The organism is Halorhabdus tiamatea SARL4B, assembly GCF_000470655.1.
Taxonomy (GTDB): domain Archaea; phylum Halobacteriota; class Halobacteria; order Halobacteriales; family Haloarculaceae; genus Halorhabdus; species Halorhabdus tiamatea.
Map to the genome: position 1 here is coordinate 243,246 of NC_021913.1, position 16,661 is coordinate 259,906.

14 protein-coding genes are annotated in these 16,661 nt (G+C 57.7%); 1 reads left to right on the forward strand and 13 read right to left on the reverse strand.

The genetic code is table 11. The annotated features are described in order from the left end of the window. Window positions 1-31: 31 nt before the first annotated feature. The 9 genes from HTIA_RS15015 to HTIA_RS15055 form a co-directional block, all read right to left on the reverse strand. On the reverse strand, window positions 32-952 hold the full coding sequence (locus HTIA_RS15015) for a phospholipase D family protein (RefSeq protein ID WP_008526024.1): 921 nt from the start codon (window positions 950-952) through the stop codon (window positions 32-34). Window positions 953-956: 4 nt separating this feature from the next. After that, window positions 957-2,144, reverse strand: a complete 1,188-nt coding sequence (locus tag HTIA_RS16115; protein ID WP_008526023.1) for a DUF1998 domain-containing protein — start codon at window positions 2,142-2,144, stop codon at window positions 957-959. An 827-nt stretch (window positions 2,145-2,971) separates the two neighbouring features. Further along, window positions 2,972-5,743: a helicase-related protein gene (locus HTIA_RS15025; RefSeq protein ID WP_242401927.1), complete on the reverse strand. Its 2,772-nt coding sequence runs from the start codon at window positions 5,741-5,743 to the stop codon at window positions 2,972-2,974. A gap of 1,250 nt (window positions 5,744-6,993) precedes the next feature. After that, window positions 6,994-7,602, reverse strand: coding sequence for a hypothetical protein (locus HTIA_RS15030; protein ID WP_148291003.1), 609 nt, complete (start codon window positions 7,600-7,602; stop codon window positions 6,994-6,996). 50 nt (window positions 7,603-7,652) lie between these two features. After that, window positions 7,653-8,654, reverse strand: a complete 1,002-nt coding sequence (locus tag HTIA_RS15035) for a hypothetical protein (RefSeq protein ID WP_008526020.1) — start codon at window positions 8,652-8,654, stop codon at window positions 7,653-7,655. 188 nt (window positions 8,655-8,842) lie between these two features. Further along, on the reverse strand, window positions 8,843-11,329 hold the full coding sequence (locus tag HTIA_RS15040; RefSeq protein ID WP_020931531.1) for a DrmE family protein: 2,487 nt from the start codon (window positions 11,327-11,329) through the stop codon (window positions 8,843-8,845). 572 nt (window positions 11,330-11,901) lie between these two features. Then, window positions 11,902-12,531, reverse strand: a complete 630-nt coding sequence (locus HTIA_RS15045) for a hypothetical protein (protein ID WP_008526017.1) — start codon at window positions 12,529-12,531, stop codon at window positions 11,902-11,904. 199 nt (window positions 12,532-12,730) lie between these two features. Next, window positions 12,731-13,597 (reverse strand): DNA-binding protein, encoded by an 867-nt coding sequence (locus tag HTIA_RS15050; RefSeq protein ID WP_008526016.1) that lies wholly within the window; start codon window positions 13,595-13,597, stop codon window positions 12,731-12,733. Between the two features lie 584 nt (window positions 13,598-14,181). Beyond that, on the reverse strand, window positions 14,182-14,442 hold the full coding sequence (locus HTIA_RS15055; RefSeq protein WP_008526014.1) for a HalOD1 output domain-containing protein: 261 nt from the start codon (window positions 14,440-14,442) through the stop codon (window positions 14,182-14,184). A 121-nt stretch (window positions 14,443-14,563) separates the two neighbouring features. On the opposite strand from HTIA_RS15055, the gene HTIA_RS15060 reads away from it, so the two are divergent. Continuing rightward, complete coding sequence (locus HTIA_RS15060) at window positions 14,564-14,824, forward strand: winged helix-turn-helix domain-containing protein (protein WP_008526012.1); 261 nt, start codon at window positions 14,564-14,566, stop codon at window positions 14,822-14,824. Window positions 14,825-14,826: 2 nt separating this feature from the next. On the opposite strand, the gene HTIA_RS15065 is transcribed toward HTIA_RS15060, so the two are convergent. Genes HTIA_RS15065 through HTIA_RS15080 form a run of 4 tightly spaced genes read right to left on the reverse strand, consistent with a single transcriptional unit; the run spans window position 14,827 to window position 16,608 of the window. Then, the gene (locus tag HTIA_RS15065) at window positions 14,827-15,336 is read right to left on the reverse strand and encodes a hypothetical protein (protein ID WP_008526003.1); all 510 of its coding nucleotides are present in this window, start codon (window positions 15,334-15,336) and stop codon (window positions 14,827-14,829) included. Continuing rightward, window positions 15,333-15,926 carry a DUF7437 domain-containing protein gene (locus HTIA_RS15070; protein WP_008526001.1) on the reverse strand — a complete coding sequence of 198 codons (594 nt, stop codon included), beginning with the start codon at window positions 15,924-15,926 and terminating at the stop codon, window positions 15,333-15,335. Before HTIA_RS15070 ends, HTIA_RS15065 begins: the two co-directional genes overlap by 4 nt. A 50-nt stretch (window positions 15,927-15,976) precedes the next feature. Continuing rightward, a complete protein-coding gene (locus HTIA_RS15075; protein ID WP_008525999.1) occupies window positions 15,977-16,321 on the reverse strand; it encodes a DUF7558 family protein in 345 nt (114 codons plus the stop codon). Beyond that, the gene (locus HTIA_RS15080) at window positions 16,321-16,608 is read right to left on the reverse strand and encodes a hypothetical protein (protein WP_008525998.1); all 288 of its coding nucleotides are present in this window, start codon (window positions 16,606-16,608) and stop codon (window positions 16,321-16,323) included. Before HTIA_RS15080 ends, HTIA_RS15075 begins: the two co-directional genes overlap by 1 nt. Between the last annotated feature and the right edge of the window lie 53 nt (window positions 16,609-16,661).

Sequence of the window (16,661 nt, forward strand, 5' to 3'; positions counted from 1 at the left end):
CATAGAGTGTGGGTTAAGCGCTGCCGACATTTTATCGTAATAATGGTAGTTCGACCGGGTCAGCAGCTGCGAACACGTCGTCGAAAACTGCTGCGGTTCGCGTGGCCGGAGCTCCCTCTACGATGATCCCAAATTCGAAATTGGCGCTCAGATTCGTCTTGGTGAGGTTAGCCGAGCCGACGTAACAGCTAGTTTCATCGACGATGGCAAGTTTCGCGTGGGTTGCGAGCTTGTGCCTGCCCCAATCCGTTTCTTCGTATAGATCGCGAACTTCTAGACGCGATCGACCTTCTCGATCAAGGCCCTCGTGTAACGTGTTTAGCGCATCAATAAGGTCGTCACCAGGATCTTCTGTCTCACGAGTGAGAACGCGTAGGTTGACCCCTCGTTGGGGCAAGCTTGCGAGGTCGTCGACGATGCGCTGGTCAGCGTCGAAGTAGGGATTCGCGATCCGGACTGTGTCACTGGCCCCGAGGACTAGGTCCCGGGCCCGAGCACTAATCGCGCCAACGGCGTCACCCTCACTGAGAGTCACACCGTCCGGAAGGGTCGCAACTAAACTGACGTCGGGTGCACTCTTACGCGAGCGTTCCGTAACCTCTTCGATAGCCAACGCCGCGACGTACTGGCGATCGAGAGTGCGTGCCGCCAATTGCGGAGATACGCGAAAGGTGTAATCGGCGTAACGATCTCCTGTCGAAATCTGCTCGGCCTCAGCGTCCGTCGCGAGGCCAACAAAGACAGCCTCTACTGCCCGCGCCGACAGAGTGTATTCCGAGGGTGCGTATTCCTGCAGCGTAGTTTGATTCACCGTGGTTTGGGGTGAGTCCCGAAATTTAGCGAACCCGTCACGAAGGTGTTCGATTACACTTGGTGGAAGTTGCTGGGCGATTGCGAAATCCCGAGGTGGGTCATCGAAGCCGACCATATTGTTCTCCTCCCCGTCCGGCATACTATCACACGTTCCAAAACGCAGGCGTAGCTGGTCCACCGACGAGCGCTCGCCGGTCGAGGTGCTCGTTGAACGCCTCACAAGTGACGGTCGTTAGATGAAGGCAAGCGTGACACGCAGCACCGTCGTCGTCCTGACTGCACGCGGGGTCGAGCAGGCACTGTTCGGCAAAGTCGATCGTGTGGTCTACCCACGGGTGAATTCGAGTCTCGAAGAGGGTCGACATCCCACCGAGTGCGAAGTGTTCGGTCGACTTCGCGTACAGAATAATGGCCGGGACGTTCGGTAAGATCAGCTCGGAAATGCTGTCAGTCGCGAGGCCACACTGATCAGATGCCGTGGAAACCAGTGCGTGGCTCATGCTGTGTAAGAGTCGATACGCCGATTCGGTGGGTTCGTGATCGACATCAGAAAATGGATTGTCGACGGCTACGGGATCGACGTTGTTCAAGAGCCACTTCTGGTACGTTTCGTCGCTGGCGTCAGCGTCCGGCGTTACCGATTCGTCGACGACGTTGGCGTCAACTAACCACTCCACGAGGGCCTTGCGGTCGACCTCGAGAATCAGCGCTTCTGACGGACTACGATCGGCGAAAACGGGAATCGTCCCCTCGTCACCGTAAGGATGATCGAACGCGTTCAGGTCGACCTGAGACGGATCTGGAAGTTCCCGGTAATAGCCGTAGAGCACCGAAAGTAGCGGGAAGTTGTCCACCACCCACACTTCGTTCACGTTGATTCGATCCAGCTTATCCTGGTACTTTCGAGCTCGCGGGTACCTCTCTTTGAACTCTGGGGTGAGAACATCCGAAAGTTTCCGCGGTTCTGGGTACGTGCTCGGATCGTAATCGTCGTGTTCGGGATCTCCTTCGTACCCTTCCGTTGAGCGGATGAATGTGAATAGCTGGTCAGCGATCAGAGAGTACGCTCGCTGTTCTCGAGTTTCGTCGTCGCCTTCGGTACCAGGTGGGTCGATTTCACCTCGGGTCTTCTCTGTCACGTACTCACTCGTCAAGTGGTCGACGGCGCGCCCCGCGTCAGCCTGCATTTGGAGGTACCTTTCGATTTCATCCTCGGTGTATCCCTCTTCGCGAAGGTTCTCGATTTGTTCTTGCTCCCCGGCGCGAGTCACCATATCCTCGATCGTGTTGTCTTCCGTGAGGGGAACGTCGTCGTCAGTAAATGCAGCCATCAATACCCTCGCCCAGGACTCCTCTCGTTCTAGCTCGTCACGGTCCATCCCGACTGGCGGAATGGCCACCTGAAGTAACGTGGCTGGATAGTATATCCCCCCACCACCTGGTGGCGTCGGTCCTCCCACGTACTCGTTACAATCTTCGCAAAAGGCACCTAGCGGGCCCATGTCGTCCCCACAATAGTCACAGCGGAACCTCCACGTTGCGGGGTCCCGGGTAGGCTTGTGTAAATACGGCGCGACGTAGTCGTGCGTTTCGCATTCGTCAGTTGGTCCGGGAGGAAGCGCGTTACCACACTCGTGAGTGACGACGAATGGAACTTGTTGCAATCTGCCCTGGCATCCGTCTCGAGGACAGTCACCGGGATTCTTGTCTTCGCTGTCAGTCGCGTAGTAGTCAGTCGGATTTTGTCTGATGTCTACGCGACGGCACTCCGGTTGATCACACACCATCGTCAGAGGGAACAACCGTCCTTCGACCTTGCGTGGACGATAAGCGTCGAGGTCAGCGGGAGAGAGTTCGTTCCACGGAGACTCGTCCGCGTTACGGAATCGATCCGCTTGACTACGCATCTCCCCGGTCACTCGGGCGACTGGCAGATCGTTGAACTGCCGCACCTTCACTCCCTTGTCTTTCACCCGCATCGCAACGTCATACTCTCCGTAGTCGAACACGTTTCCGGGGCCGAAATTGTACAGTACCTGTGCGATGCCCCGCATCATGTCGGCCTCTTCGTCCATACGTTACCACCTCACCGGCGGGACAGGCTCGTTAACGAGGGCTCTCTGGACGGTTGGATTTGCCGTAAGGTGTGCTGTCGAAGTCATTGGTTCGTGAAGAGGTTGATGGCCTTGGCAGTGTTCGTGTCCGGTTCGATCGGGATTTGCTCGTCTATGTCACGAAGATTAGTCATCGGTTCTCGCGCACCGACGAGGGCTTCGTCGTTCTCGTCTGTTAGCGTTCCAAACACGTGGGGTAGGAACGTGTTATCGTCGTCAGGCTCAGCGTCAATTAGCGCAGGCCAAAGGTCATCGAACATCTTCTCTAGCCGCTCCGAGTAGATCGACGCCGCGTCTGCGTCCGACGGAGACGCGTCGTGAACGTCGTACGCTCGAGCAAGGAGATTCTCGACTCGTTGCCGGTCAACGTCAATCTCGTCGCGATGAATTGCTTCTTGAAGGCCTTCCCAGTCGTAGAGACGCTCCGAGAGTTCACCCCCGTACTCTCCGTCAAACAACTGCAGGAATAGAGCACAGAATAACCCGGAGAACGTTTGCTCGATCCCGTACTTCGCCCACCGCTCGAGCGGCGTAGCCTCTACCAGGAGGTCTTCGTACTCGTGGTGATGATGGAATTGGTGGTAATGGGATTGGTCTTTCACCTGCATCGGGTGGAACGACATGTAGACTGACCCAGGATGTTCCCGCCCGACCCGGGAATAAGACTGAATGTACTCAGCCGTCGAGCGCGGAGTGCCATGGAACGCTATGAAATTGAACCGCTCGATGTCGATACCGTGCGAGATCATTGACGTCGCGATGACGACGTGAATGGGCTCTTCGCGATCCTCACGATCAGCTTCGATCTCGTCCTTGTACGTCCGGACCAGGCTGAGTGGAGTTTCGCCCGTCATGAGAACGGGACGAAGGGTGTGATAGTTTCCGTCGGCCGTCGCCAGGTTTCGGTTTATCATCGTCCGGACTGAGCGCTTCATCAGCTGGGTGTTGTCCTTCGCGTAGTGATACGAGACCTGGACCTCATAGTCGTCGAGAACGTCGATCAATTCATCCTTTCTCTCGTCCTCGCCGGGCGAAAAGTCCAGTTCGTCGTAATCGTATTCTCCTTCGTTGGGGTCTCGGTCAGCTATCGCCCCATCCAGCTCGGCAGGATTTTCCTGAAACTCTTGGACGATCCGTGCTTGCTCTTCGTGGATGCGGTTGATGGCGAACGTCCGAGATACGTTCCGGGGGATGCCGCCGATCATGTTGCGGCCGACTTTCCGCGGGTGAGCGTAAGCGTAGAATGACTGCTTCAGGCGAGGGCCCTGTGCGGGGAAGGTATTGTGTTCCCGCCGATATAGTGCCTCTACCTGCCGTTCAGCACCCTTAATGGTCGCAGTCGCCGCGACGACCTTCATTTGCCAACCGTCGCCGAATTCTTCGGCCAAGGTCTGCAGTAACGTCTCGTAATGGGAGTCAAAGGATCCGAATTCTTCTCGCAGCAGGTGGAGTTCGTCCTGAATTATTAACGACGGTGGGTCCACTGAGTCGACCTCCACGAGGTCCTCGTTGTCACACGTGTGCTTCGAGGGATAGTCGTAGTCGTCTACCAGACAGTCCTCTTCTCCGGTGAATCCGTGGTGAGGACACCGCGCCTCAATATGTCCGAGTAGCGTCCGAAATCGACGTTGCATCCCGACAATGGAGATCTTGTCGATCGTCGAAACGACGAACGTGGGCGCGTGGCGGTAGACTTCTCTGTCCGTGACGTAGACGGGCAGGGGTTCTTCCCCGTCGTGTAGCTTGACCCACGGACACTCCGAGTGGGTGCACACGTGATCGACTCGTGCTCGTTCGTGGTCACCGTCTATTTCGACGCTCTCGTTCCCACAGAAGGGGCACTCGGAAAGGATGAGGAACTCGTGGTCCTGATCTTCAGGCGGGTCGTCCTTCGCTTCCTGGATCCGATCGACGCGGTCGTAGCGCCGCTCGTCCATCAGCTTGTTTGGAACGTTGTCCTTGCCCACGAAGTAACCCACACTGAACGGATCGCCCTCGAGGCCGTCCTCGCGACGGACCAATTCAGCGTGTCCGAGCACCTCAGCCGCGCGCTGCAGTTGTTCGAGAGACAAAAATCGTAGCGGGAACTTCGTCAGAGCCGTAGTTCCGTACTCCTTTCCCCGCAATCTGTCGTGAAACGCGGTGAACGTGACTAACCCCAGATACGCTTCGGTTTTTCCACCACCAGTCGGATAGTAAATGACGTCTGCAGTGTCGAGTCGATTCGTCACCTCCCGGTCTGGATCAGCTTGTGCCACTATGTCGGGAATCGACATCACGATGAACACTAGTTGAAATAGTCGCCAACCTGGGAAGTCACCCATCTCGATGAACGTCTCATTCAGGAGCGTGAACGCCTCTCGGACTCTGTCATCGTCGCGAATGAGTTTACGCCCCTGCTCGAATCGTCGACGTTCATCTCTGAATGAAGATATTGCCTCCTCAAACCGCCGCTCAGCCTCGTCAGATTTGTCAGATAATACTTCATCTCCAACGTCGAGGTAGTGGCCTTCAGCTCTCTCCATTTCATTTTGAAGGATGAGGAGTAAGTCGTCTAAGTCGATCTCGTCAGTCCCGTTCACCTGCTCGGGGAGGTCCTCGAGAACGTGTGCGGGGAGATCTTCTTCGGACAACGAGGCATTGTCAGCTAGCACGTCGAACTGCAGCGGAATCGGTTCTCGGGGAAGATACTTTGACTGTTCGTAGACTGGGAGAGTGACGGTCCGAACGCCGACCGGATCGGGATCAGCCAACGGATTGCGTTCTTCTGCAGGATATATCGGTTCTGCCGCACAGTTCTCACCCACCGCGTACATCCGGCCGTCGTACTGGTACTCGTCGCGAATCTCGTCGAGTTGGAACGGCGTGATGTCCGGTCCGTCGACGCTGGCGTCAATTCCCACGTCGAAGAGGAACGCCCGCCACATCTTGTACTCGTAGTCGTCGGCGTCAGGATAGTCCGCGCCGTGAGTGTTCACCAGCGTGGCCTCGATGACGAACCGATTTTCTCCTTCGTCTCGGGACTCCTCTCTCACTTGGACGCGCAAATCCCCCTCCCAAAGGGGATCTACGACGTCACTGGAGTAGGTTTCGTCGATCCACCCGCGAAACGCTGACTCGTCTTCGAGAAGCCTCTCCGGGATCTCTCGACCTTCGCGTTCGCTCGTGTCGTTGGGTAATTCGCGAAACGTGAGGGGATCGTCACGAACTGTTTCCTCTGCGGCAGCGAACGCCGAAGACAGCGAGACCACTTTCGGACGTGATTCGTCAGCGAGAGAACGGAGGTCAGATCCAGTGAGGGCCAACTCATCTCCGCAATGTTCTACCAAGTCTAGCTCGATTCGTTCGTACACTGGAAGCAAGTCGACTACTGCTTCTTCTTCTTCGTCGGCACTTTCCTCGTCGCCACCGTCCGATCTGAGTTCACGCCCACCGTCCGTTGCCTCCTGTGGCACGTCTGGTTGATGGCGCGACGATTGAGGCCCTCCGCGTTCGTAGGTCGGCGTGCGGTGCAGGTGCCTTTCTCCCCCACGTTCACGCTGTTCGTCGACCTCTGGAAATCGACGATAGTAGACGTTGGCACTGGGCGTCAGCTCGACGGTCGCGTCGTCGTCGATGTTCGTGGGAACGCGGAACGTCACCCCAATACGGAAGGGGGCGACATCTTCCGCAATGTCCTGAAACGCTTCGTCCTGAGCCAGAGCCTCGCGATATTTGTATTGGGAGGCGAGAACTCCTGCAAAGTATTGTCGAGACGGTTTAGATCCGTAGTGCGTTTGCTCGTTCGGACCCCGACCAGTCAACCGACGTACTAACCTTCGGGTGATGACGTCATTTACCGCCTGATGTTGTCGAAACGTTGGATCTTCATCGAGTTCATATGCTTCGTCAGGAGGACGGACGTATCGTGGATCCGATTCAGGTGGGATATCACGACGACCAGCGGGCATGAGAGTCTACTTTGATGTGAAGTAACATAATCTTAGGGTGGATTATTCCGCAGACTCAAGGATATTTGAATCATCTACCACTTTGGTATCGTTGAGAGCTTCTGAGGTTGGCTGCCTCAGACCGCATCGGGAGAAACGATATTGAGCCGATGGCTGGGAGTGTAGTGGAGTTCGATCGCGTCATTGATATCCGATTCATTGTTTATCATGTCCTCATAGTCAAGAGTAACAACTGTATCGCCATTTTCGTCGTCACACCAAGCTGCGCCTTGAGCCAAAACTAAGCTATCTGGATAGTTGTTAATTCGGGAGTCGATTTCATCCACTAAATCCGATTTGTGATTACCATTGTAAACTATGATCTCCCCATCCACCGTCCGCTTCCTTGATTGCACTGACCGAATGAATTTACGAAGCTCGTAGAACTTATCCTCGTCATCAATTGAGGCAAATTCCATCTGTAAGTCTCGAAGGTGCTCTCGGTCGTTCTCGGTGACTGATACAGATGGGTACCTATTTTCGAAGTCTAACACTTCGTAATTGAATACAGGATGTACCTCAGATCCGTTTTCTTGTTCCACAAATTTCCGAAGATCGATGTAGATCTGCCTTCGCGTAGAACATCGCGTATCTAACTCCTCTTTCACCGTTGTGGAAACGAACTTATCGTGAGCGCCTTCAATGATGGCGACGCTCCCGTCGTCCCCTTCAAGCCAGACTTGCACGTAGTTCAGTAGAACACTCGTGTCAAGAAATAACTTCGACGGCATTTGAGCTATCGTGAATTGATTTCGTCGTAGGTGTCCGCCAGCTCATTAACGGAGTCCTTGAGAGGCGAGTCAGAAGTATCTGGGTAGTAGTCACCAGGTCCTGGGACAAGGCCAGCATCAGCGCACAATTCCTTCAAGTTACGTAGGAACTCGTCGTAGTTCTGATCAAGGAACTGTAACTCGTCGCTTGCGCCTTGACGGATCTCGTTCTTATCTATTCCGTGTGGAGTTTCGCGTGAGATGGTCTCTGCGACGTATTTCCACGCGTAGTCGTGGTAGAAGTTGCTCAATTCACGGATAACCGTTCGCGGATCACCGTTCAATTCATTTTGGTCACTCCGGGCCAGTTTCATGTAGACATCTTCAACGAGGTCGGTGTATGCGATGAAAGGCTCAGCAACCTCGTCAAAAATAGGCTGCTTCAACAACTCACCGTGAAGGTCGCTAATAATACGGCCCAACTCCCGACAGTAGTCTTCATCGACAAAAACCACGTTAAGGCTGTCTTCATCGTCCCACAGGAAGCGCTGAAATTCGACGTTGTGAAGGTATAGCTGTTTGAAACGTGGGGGGGCATTTTCTTCGTAGAAATCATGAAGGAAATCGTGTAGGTTTGCCTCGAGGATCTCCTCTAGGCCCTCAAACTCCCCCACCTCGACATCTAAGTAAAACTCCTCGTAGTGTTTTGGTGAGGGGTAAGTGTCGGTAACGCCAGGCCTCACGCTGGGGGTAAACGGGTGGGGGACTTCATCCAGAGCTGTAGGTTGTACACCCTCGGTTGACGGAACGCTGTTGCCCAAGTCAGGCCCGTATGTGTGCCAACTATACTGCACAGGGATACCGGACCAATCGACCCCGAGGAAAATCGTCTTGTGGAGTTTGATTTCCCCGTGGGTTGCTTGCTTGAACGGCTTCGAATCGATACCTAACTCGGACAATGCGCCCTCCAAGCCGTGGATGAGGTCATCCACGAGTTGCTTTTCTTCCGCGCGAGAGATGTCGTCCATAGTTTGTACCCCAATTTATGCGCTGAGCGATTCGTCCGTGAGAGACGTTTCGCTGAGCGGCCAAATACCTTGGGTGTAAACTTGAGCGGCCAGTGTTATAGTATCTATGGACTCCCTTCGCGCTATTACATGCGGAGATATGCAGAAAAAGGAAGCCTCATCAACTGCTGAGGGCGTCGGCAAAGCCGCTACCCTAAATCGACGGATTCGATCCTCTTTAATCGATGGGGGGCCACCTGATCCTCGTGTACATCAACCACTGTGTGGGGTTCGACGATACGCTGTCCTTCCTCGTCAATTACGTCGAAGTCAGCCAGACGGATGTCCCAGTCCTCCGAGAGAACGACCTGCTCAGGATCGTCGCCAGCCATGACCCGGTAAGCCTGCTTCCGCAGTTCTCTCAGTAGCTTCATGTACGTCGTCTTTATTTCCTGAGTTGCTTCCCAGATCTTCTCAGAGTTCTCCTTCACGACGGTCAGGTCGTAGGCTTCAGCGATCGTGGGCAGATCATCATACGTTCTGGGGTAGTCGATTTCGAGGTTGTACCACCGGCGGAACGTGTCGTCCCCGTGGTCGGCTCCAGCCTCTCTCATCCGCTCTTTGAACTCGCCGAAGTCGTCTCCAGTCTCGTCGAGCGCCTGCTCGAGCCGAATCTTCCAGCGTTCCGCTCGCATGATGGCCTTGTCATCGCCCCGTCGCTTGATCAGGTCGTATAGCTGTTGACGGAGCTGTTCCGTCTGACGAACGTGGACGATGGTGTCTCCAGGTTGAACCTTACTGGCGTACTTCGACACCGTTCCCCCACGATCGCCGTCGACGACGTGTACCCTAGATCCGCGCTTGATGGGCATCGATCTCCCGTCGTCGAACACGAGGCGAAGACACTTCACCGACCCAGACTGGCCGTCACCACTTTCAGATCCACTGCTGGAAGGTACGGACGGATCGCTGGAAGTGTCGAGTGAATCTATGATCTCGTCGACAGACATTGGCTCATGCTCTTCGACTACATCGTAACCTTCAGCGATAGAGCTCTCCCACTCTGAGGTGTCTTCGCCTTCCGACCGTCCCTTGGGCATAGGCACATTCACCGAGACGCCGTCAACGACGGGGGCGTCCCACTCCTCGTCCTTATTTGCCGTCTCAGCTGCCTTTCGGTATAATTCTCGGTCAGTTACGTCGCGAAGCGTGTCGTCGAGGTGGTCGTACTGGTAGCGGAGGAGTGGAAGCTGATGTTCGTAGGCGAGTACAGTTACCTCTGGTGCGTGATTTGTTCGAAGAATCCACCGATCACGCCATGCTGGCGGCCCCACGAGTATAACGCGGTCTGCCGGAGGTGCGGTCGGCAGTGCTCCCGTCGAAATGACTCCTAGTTCCTCTCCTAAAGCGTCGTACAGGGGACCTCCACGTGCTTCGAGATCTAGTTCAACTGCCGAGCGGTCACCGTCGCTGGGAACCACGACTAACAAGCTCTCGTCGGCGTCGAGTGCCCCGTGCAACAATCGGTAGAGGTGACCGCGCTTGGTCTCTGAGAGTTCGTAGTCCTCCCACTCGTCATGAACGTCCTCCAACGATCTGACTGCGTCGCCGTACACACCGTGAGCTGGTCCTCCTGCGTCGTCGTCCCGGATGTTCTCGTAGTTATGACCGAGTCGATCGAGCCACCCCGAAGGTGCGATCGTCTCCCACTGGTTCCCCAATGCTCTGTCGGCGTTACCCATCGAAGCAACGACGTTGGAGATGACGTTCAACGCCATTTTCAGGTCGTTAATTCCGTCGTCGAGGACATCGCTCTGGAGATCGTCGTTAACGTCACTGAGCTCTTCAATTGAGGACCACACGTCGGCTAAGTCGTCCGCGACCTCGCCCTCTTCGACGACGTGAACCTCTCGACTAACACCGTCGACGTGATTCTGTAGCTGTCGCGTTACGCGCGTCTGTCGATCCACCTCAGGGACGGTCTTTACTCCGCCATCTACAGCCGTCGGTTCGTCGACGACAGCGTCTAATAGCGCTGGAGGCCACGCCCACCCTGATGCGTCTTCAGATACGTGACCGAAGGTTGGACCGAGAGGATCGTGGAGGCAGTAGATCACGGAAGGGATGTCGTTCTCGTCAAGCCACTGTTGAAACCGGTCCCATCGATTTGGACGGTATGTGACGGTTTCGTCGTAAATGACGCAGCCGATCTCGGACGCTACGTTCTCGTCGGGAAGGTGAGTCAGGTGCTTGGAGAAGAGGGCTCTTGGAGGACGTCCTTCGTCACCGCGGGAGGTCGTTTTCTGATTGACCTCGCCATTCGGTTTGATGGTAGCGAGCGGAAACCGCTCTTTGCTCCAAGGTCGTCGATGACCAGGGCGGAGTTCTTTGTAGCGCTCACGAACGTGCGCGTCCCTCGAGAATACGAGAACGCGCTTCCGGTCCGTGTCTGTGCTCATGAGTTTGAACAGCGCGCTTAACGTGAGTATCTCTAAGTATTCGTGTCGGAGTGTAGGAGACAATAACCACACGCCGCTCTCACGCTCGATTGCCCCCTTGAGCAACGTATCGTGGACATCTAGAGTTTCAGGCCAGTGTACTCGAGTATCCCTCAGCCGAGGGTTTTCCGGTAGCCTGGGCTTATTGGAGATGTCGTTGCTTTCACACAGCGCGTCGATGAGCGGACCGGCTGGCACTCCTTGTGAATTGTTAGGGGCTTATTATAAATTCAGGGGCGGCGACAGGTGAGAGTCACTACCTCTTGCTTGTACTGTCTTACTGAATCCCTGAATTCTCCTCCTCTAGAAATTGAATAGTACACTTGTGCTGTTGAATCCGCTCTGGAAGTCCAACTTTCCCACAGACGGGACACTCCCGCAGGGGTGTCGGTGAGAGGTCGTTCCAGGCGTCCAGCGCAGCCTCTAACTGTGCTTCCACGATTGGCGAGTCGGTCGTGCGGCGGGCTTCGCGGAGGTGAATGCGAAGCCGCTCTCGGGCCGTAAGAGTACGTTCCTCGGACATTGGTGTTCGGGGACACGTTCTGGTGTGCCCTCCGCCCCTCCAGGGGCAAATAAACAGACTCCGTCGCGACAGCGGTCTTGTCTCTGGGGACACCACTCCCAAAGCTGTGACTCCGGTTGTGGCTGCCGGCCGACCGGAGGGAGGCCGGGAGCGGAGGGTGGGGCGGTGGGGCTTGGGGTGGTCCGGTGCTCACTAAAACAAGAGGTGTCCCCATTTGGCCCGCTCGAGGGGCCATCGTGCGATACAGCTATTCGGGAGTGTGTTCCATTCCCCAGAGATCCTCGAAGTACTCGAGTGTGTATTTCCCTCGACTGCCGCCCTTATACGAGTTGAACCGATCGACGTAGTACATCACCTCAAGAAAGCCTTCTTTCTCGTGATGGACGCCCTGGTCCATCCGGGGCAGAATCTCGTCAAGGAGGAGATCGACCTGCTCGCGCTTGACGATGAACTGATCGCGGAGCGGGGTCAGGAGCGTCCGCGTATTGCTGATACCCTGCACGCCCCAAATGTACTGATCGCTACGGTTCTCATTGGACTCGAGACTCGACACATGGCAGTTCACGCCGTGGGCATCACAGTACGCACAAAGCGCCTCCATCAGGTGGTCACGATACGTTTCGGTGACCTCGATCTGCGGCTGAAGTCGATGATCGACTCGATACTCACTGTTCTGGTCTACTTTTACGCCAATCCAGCCTTCTGCGTCGAGAGTTCCAGTCAGCTGTTCGTGGGTGATTCGGAGCATTGGTGCAAGTTCAAAGCCGGTGCTGTACCGCTCTCGCTCGGCAATTGAGATACGGATACAGCCCTCGCCGTCGAAGAAGCCAGTGAACCACGCATCGAAATCGTGGGTCTCGGGTGAACTATTTGACATCGCGCTGCGCCCATCGGCGGCGCAGATAAACTCTCAGTACTATGCATTGGACGAGAGGAGGTACAAACTCACCTTTTCCCCTACACCACGGTCGTGGCTGCGCGCGCAGCGACGGTAGGAGCGAGCACGGAGCGGAGGGTGGGGCGGCGGGGTCAGGGTCGGTCCGGCACACAACAAAAAAGAAGGCTGCGTCAGCTGGCTACTCTTCCCACCACCGACCGCGCTCCGGGAACTCGATCCGAGACCACCCGGTCAGCGCGATTGAGCACCGGCCTTCGTACCAGTTCTTGGCTGCTGCCCGGAACCGCACTGTCTGACCTTCACGCACCACCGTCTGCTGCGATTTCTCCCAGCAGGTGAACTTGATTTTCCCGCTATCATCCGCTATCAGCCCGACTTGCTGGATGCTTGAGGAGGAAGGCTCCCAGAGGGTCTCGATTGTTCCTTCGACCGTGACCTCACCGACCGGGACGTCCGGCACGTCCGCGATGGGCACGATCGCCCCCGGCGCCGCCTTCAACTCCTCAAGGGTCTCTAGCACCGCCTTCGTGACGTCCCGACCGCGCTGCACCTTATCGGCCAGCTGCTTCGCGACGACCGCTCTCGACCAGCCGCCCTTCACTTCGTCGCTGATTCGCATTGCTTGCTCGTTGACCTCCGCGAGTTCCTCTTGCGTCAGCTTCTCTCGGGGATCCGTGCGCTCCGCCGGCGCTGGCTCGTCACGACCACACTGCTCGCTGACGACCTCCCGCGTGCGCTGCTCCCGACCGTCCTGCGTTCCCAGCTCGGCCTGGGCACTGATGCGCTCCAGTTCGGCTTCCCGCGCCCGAATGCGCTCCTCCTGTTCGAGGGTGACACCGTGAATCCGATCCTGGCTCGTGTCCGCGATCCCGTCCGGGTGGTTCGCATCCACCTTCGCCTGCGTCTCCTGCTCGACCGCGGCCTCGAACTCCGGCGTCTCGTCGACGACCGGGAAGCCGTCTTCATCGACCGCCTGACCGCCCGCTTTCTCGAATGCCTGTTCATCGACCGAAACGACCTTTCCGCTAGCGTTGTTACTAGACATTGGAATCACACCAGATTCCGAAGGCGCTCACGCGCCGACTCCGCGATGCTCCTACATCGCGGTTTTCCGACGACAACGACCGACAGAACCATCTGCGCGCTCTCGCTCGCGCCTTCGCGAGCGCCCTACCGGGCGCGAGCGAGAGCGCGCCTGCATGAGGTGACCCCAACCAGCACCGCGCGCCGACCCGCCCGGAGCGAGCGGCCAGCGGAGTAAGCGTGGGGGGTGAGCAGCTACGCCGCGCAACCCCTCGCGCTTACCCGCTGGCGCCGAGGGCACATGCACTTTAGCCCGGAACGGGCGCGGGCGGTGCGGAGAGCGCCCGCACGCCCGGAATGGTCGGTCGCGAGCGACGCGGAGGGCGGCAGCGGCGAGCGGGGCGGGCCGGTACGTACACACCTGTTCAACCGGCTACGTCGCTCGGTGAGGCATCTACAGTCCTGGCGGACTCAGAAAGGGCGAGGTCGCCTCGACCGTCCCCCGACCCCGCAAGCACCGCAGGCACGAGGCGCGCAGCGGCGGTCGCGGGACGTCGAGCGGCCGAGGGCTTTCGAGAACACTCCCTGTCTCCGCAACTAACGTCGTTATTCGTTGACGCACCCGGACTCATCCTCGACGATGACGTCGACACTGTCCGGTGAGACCTCGAGTGGAATCCCTTCGACAGTAAACTGGACGGCGATGTCCCCATCGGATGAGGCAAGCAACTGTTCGAGCGCATCGATGTCCACGTAATCGTGGAGTTGATAGCCGTCGTCTTCGAGCCCGCATGTCTCCAGTGTCTCGATGATCTCGACGACGAGGTCATTCGGTCCGCCCGAACTGTCCGCTGGAGGGGAATGCATCTGAACACTCGGGGCTTTGGGTGACAGACGTTTAAAACGTTAGGAGTCAACCACAGAAGCGATACGCTTCTCTATTTGACTTAGCGCGTTCGGGATAGTGTCGGCGCAACCAGAAGCGATTATGCGCTTTGACGCCGACTGGATGTCTCGCGCCGATGACCGCATTCTGGAGCATCTCTCTGAGGACGGCCCTGATACCCCCAAGGAAATGGCTGATAGCGACCGCGTCCGGTTCTCCCGGCAACACATCAACGCCCGCTGCAAGACGCTTGTCGAATATGGACTCCTCGTCCACCTCGGCAACGGTGTCTACGACATCACACGAGAGGGCGAGCAGTATCTCGCCGGCGACCTCGACGCTCGTGACCTCGACCCCGAATAGCGTCAGCTGTCGCCGGCGACCAGGTCCTCGATGAACCGGAAGCCGTTCACGAACGTCACCGAGTCACCGTCCCCCTCGCTCGCGAGCACGGTTTCGGCTCCCTCGCCGGCCGCGATATCGGTCGTGTAAATGTACACCTCGGCCGCCGACCCCGCACTGAGATGCTGGGCAGCGAGGGCGGCGAGGGCGGCGTCGGCACGTTCGACCTCGTCGGCAGGGCGGTCGTCGGCGTTCGCGATGTACCGCTGGACCCCGTCCATCACCCGCGAGACGACCGGTTCGGAGAACTCGAGCGGCGCCGCAACCGTCGCCCAGCCCTCGTCGATCGCGGCGTCGATAGGTGGCGCCTCCACGTCGGGATCGTCGACGGTTAGCTCCTCGTACACCCGTTCGGGCAGAACGAAGGTGACGTCGTTCCGGCGAGCGAACCGCCGAACAGCCTTGTACCGGCTGTTCGAGGGCTGTCCCATCGCGACGAACAGGCCGGTGTCAGCGATGTGGAGCCGGCTCACGCGTCGCTAGTGCCGTCGCCGACGTCCAATTCGTCGAGACCAGATCCAGCTTCCTCGATGTCGTAGTGCTCGAGGACGACGGGCCGGAGTGCCTGCAGAATGATCTCGGCGGCGAGCGACGAGATATCGAGATCCTGGGCCATCAGGCGGTGGGTGATCTCGCCCCGTTCGCGGTCGACAGCATAGGTGAGCGCCGTCGCCAACCCGGAGATTCCATGCCGGTCGATGTACGTATCGATGTCGTCGTCGGTTGCTCGTCGGCCAACGGCATCGATGAGCGCCGGCGTGATCGTGTACTCACGGTCGCTAGCGGCCGTTGTCACGGTTAAGTCGATCTCCCGCGCAACGTACCGCCGGGGCTGTTCCTCGCTGATTGCCTCGATGACGCCGGCGTCGACGAGCCGGTTGACGTAGCTGTAGGCTGTGCCCTGCGCGAGGTCGAGGGCGTCCATCAGTTCCTGGACGGTCGCCTCGCCCTCACGAGCGAGATACGCATACAGCTGGGCGAGGGCTGGTTCTTCGAGGAGGGCCGCGACCGAGAGGAAGTCGCGGATGACGTCGCCGTCGGCCCGGTTCGAGGTGCGTGACATGGCTTCGTCAGTTATTACAGATTACAGCAAATCAGTAAAGAGTGTTGGGGTCAGCTCACCTCCGACTCGGGCGTCGAGACGAGATGGTCGTCGAGATTCCGCGTCCAGTACGTTGCTGGTCCACCAGGACTACAGCGGACACAGAGGTGTAGCGGCCCCTCGAGATGCCCAAGTTCCACGCGGAACCGAGTGAGCGCAGCGAGCGTGTCGACGACAAGGCCACAGCCGTCACAGGCAAAGTGATCCCGGTCCTTGGGATCGGACCGCTCCTGAACAGCACACTCGATACAGATCGGGGAGGTCACTCGTTCGTCTTTCCCCCACGTATGGGCCTCCCCTCGCTCGGCGCTTGGCGGGGCGTCACAGAACGCACAGCCGGAGAGTGTCTGCTGCATCACGTCTCCTCGGGGGTGTCTCGAGCAGCCGTCCAGCCCCGATGGAAGACCGCGAGCTGGGTGATCGAATCGAATGCCTGGCCACTCGGCTCGTGGACGAGCACGCGCTGGTCGGGAATGGGTGTCACGACTTCCTCGTTGACGAGGTCGCCCACGAGGTGACGGGCTGTCTCTTCGTCGATGTCGGCCGTCGACCCACGGGCTGCATCCCGATCCTGGGCGAGGAGTTCGGTTTCGAGTCGTTCGTGATCAGCTGTCGTATCATCGAACGCGTCTGGATCAGACATGGAAACTCATGCGAGGCACAGTCACGAGCGCGCCTCGCGCCTCCTGGCGCCGA

Coding starts and splice junctions, on each gene's coding strand:
- HTIA_RS15075 (WP_008525999.1), bottom strand. CDS start 16,321: ATGCAGCAGACACTCTCCGGCTGTGCGTTCTGTGACGCCCCGCCAAGC.
- HTIA_RS15080 (WP_008525998.1), bottom strand. CDS start 16,608: ATGTCTGATCCAGACGCGTTCGATGATACGACAGCTGATCACGAACGA.
- HTIA_RS15055 (WP_008526014.1), bottom strand. CDS start 14,442: ATGCATTCCCCTCCAGCGGACAGTTCGGGCGGACCGAATGACCTCGTC.
- HTIA_RS15070 (WP_008526001.1), bottom strand. CDS start 15,926: ATGTCACGCACCTCGAACCGGGCCGACGGCGACGTCATCCGCGACTTC.
- HTIA_RS15045 (WP_008526017.1), bottom strand. CDS start 12,531: ATGTCAAATAGTTCACCCGAGACCCACGATTTCGATGCGTGGTTCACT.
- HTIA_RS15035 (WP_008526020.1), bottom strand. CDS start 8,654: ATGGACGACATCTCTCGCGCGGAAGAAAAGCAACTCGTGGATGACCTC.
- HTIA_RS16115 (WP_008526023.1), bottom strand. CDS start 2,144: ATGGCTGCATTTACTGACGACGACGTTCCCCTCACGGAAGACAACACG.
- HTIA_RS15025 (WP_242401927.1), bottom strand. CDS start 5,743: ATGTACGCGGTGGGTGAGAACTGTGCGGCAGAACCGATATATCCTGCA.
- HTIA_RS15060 (WP_008526012.1), top strand. CDS start 14,564: ATGCGCTTTGACGCCGACTGGATGTCTCGCGCCGATGACCGCATTCTG.
- HTIA_RS15050 (WP_008526016.1), bottom strand. CDS start 13,597: ATGTCTAGTAACAACGCTAGCGGAAAGGTCGTTTCGGTCGATGAACAG.
- HTIA_RS15015 (WP_008526024.1), bottom strand. CDS start 952: ATGCCGGACGGGGAGGAGAACAATATGGTCGGCTTCGATGACCCACCT.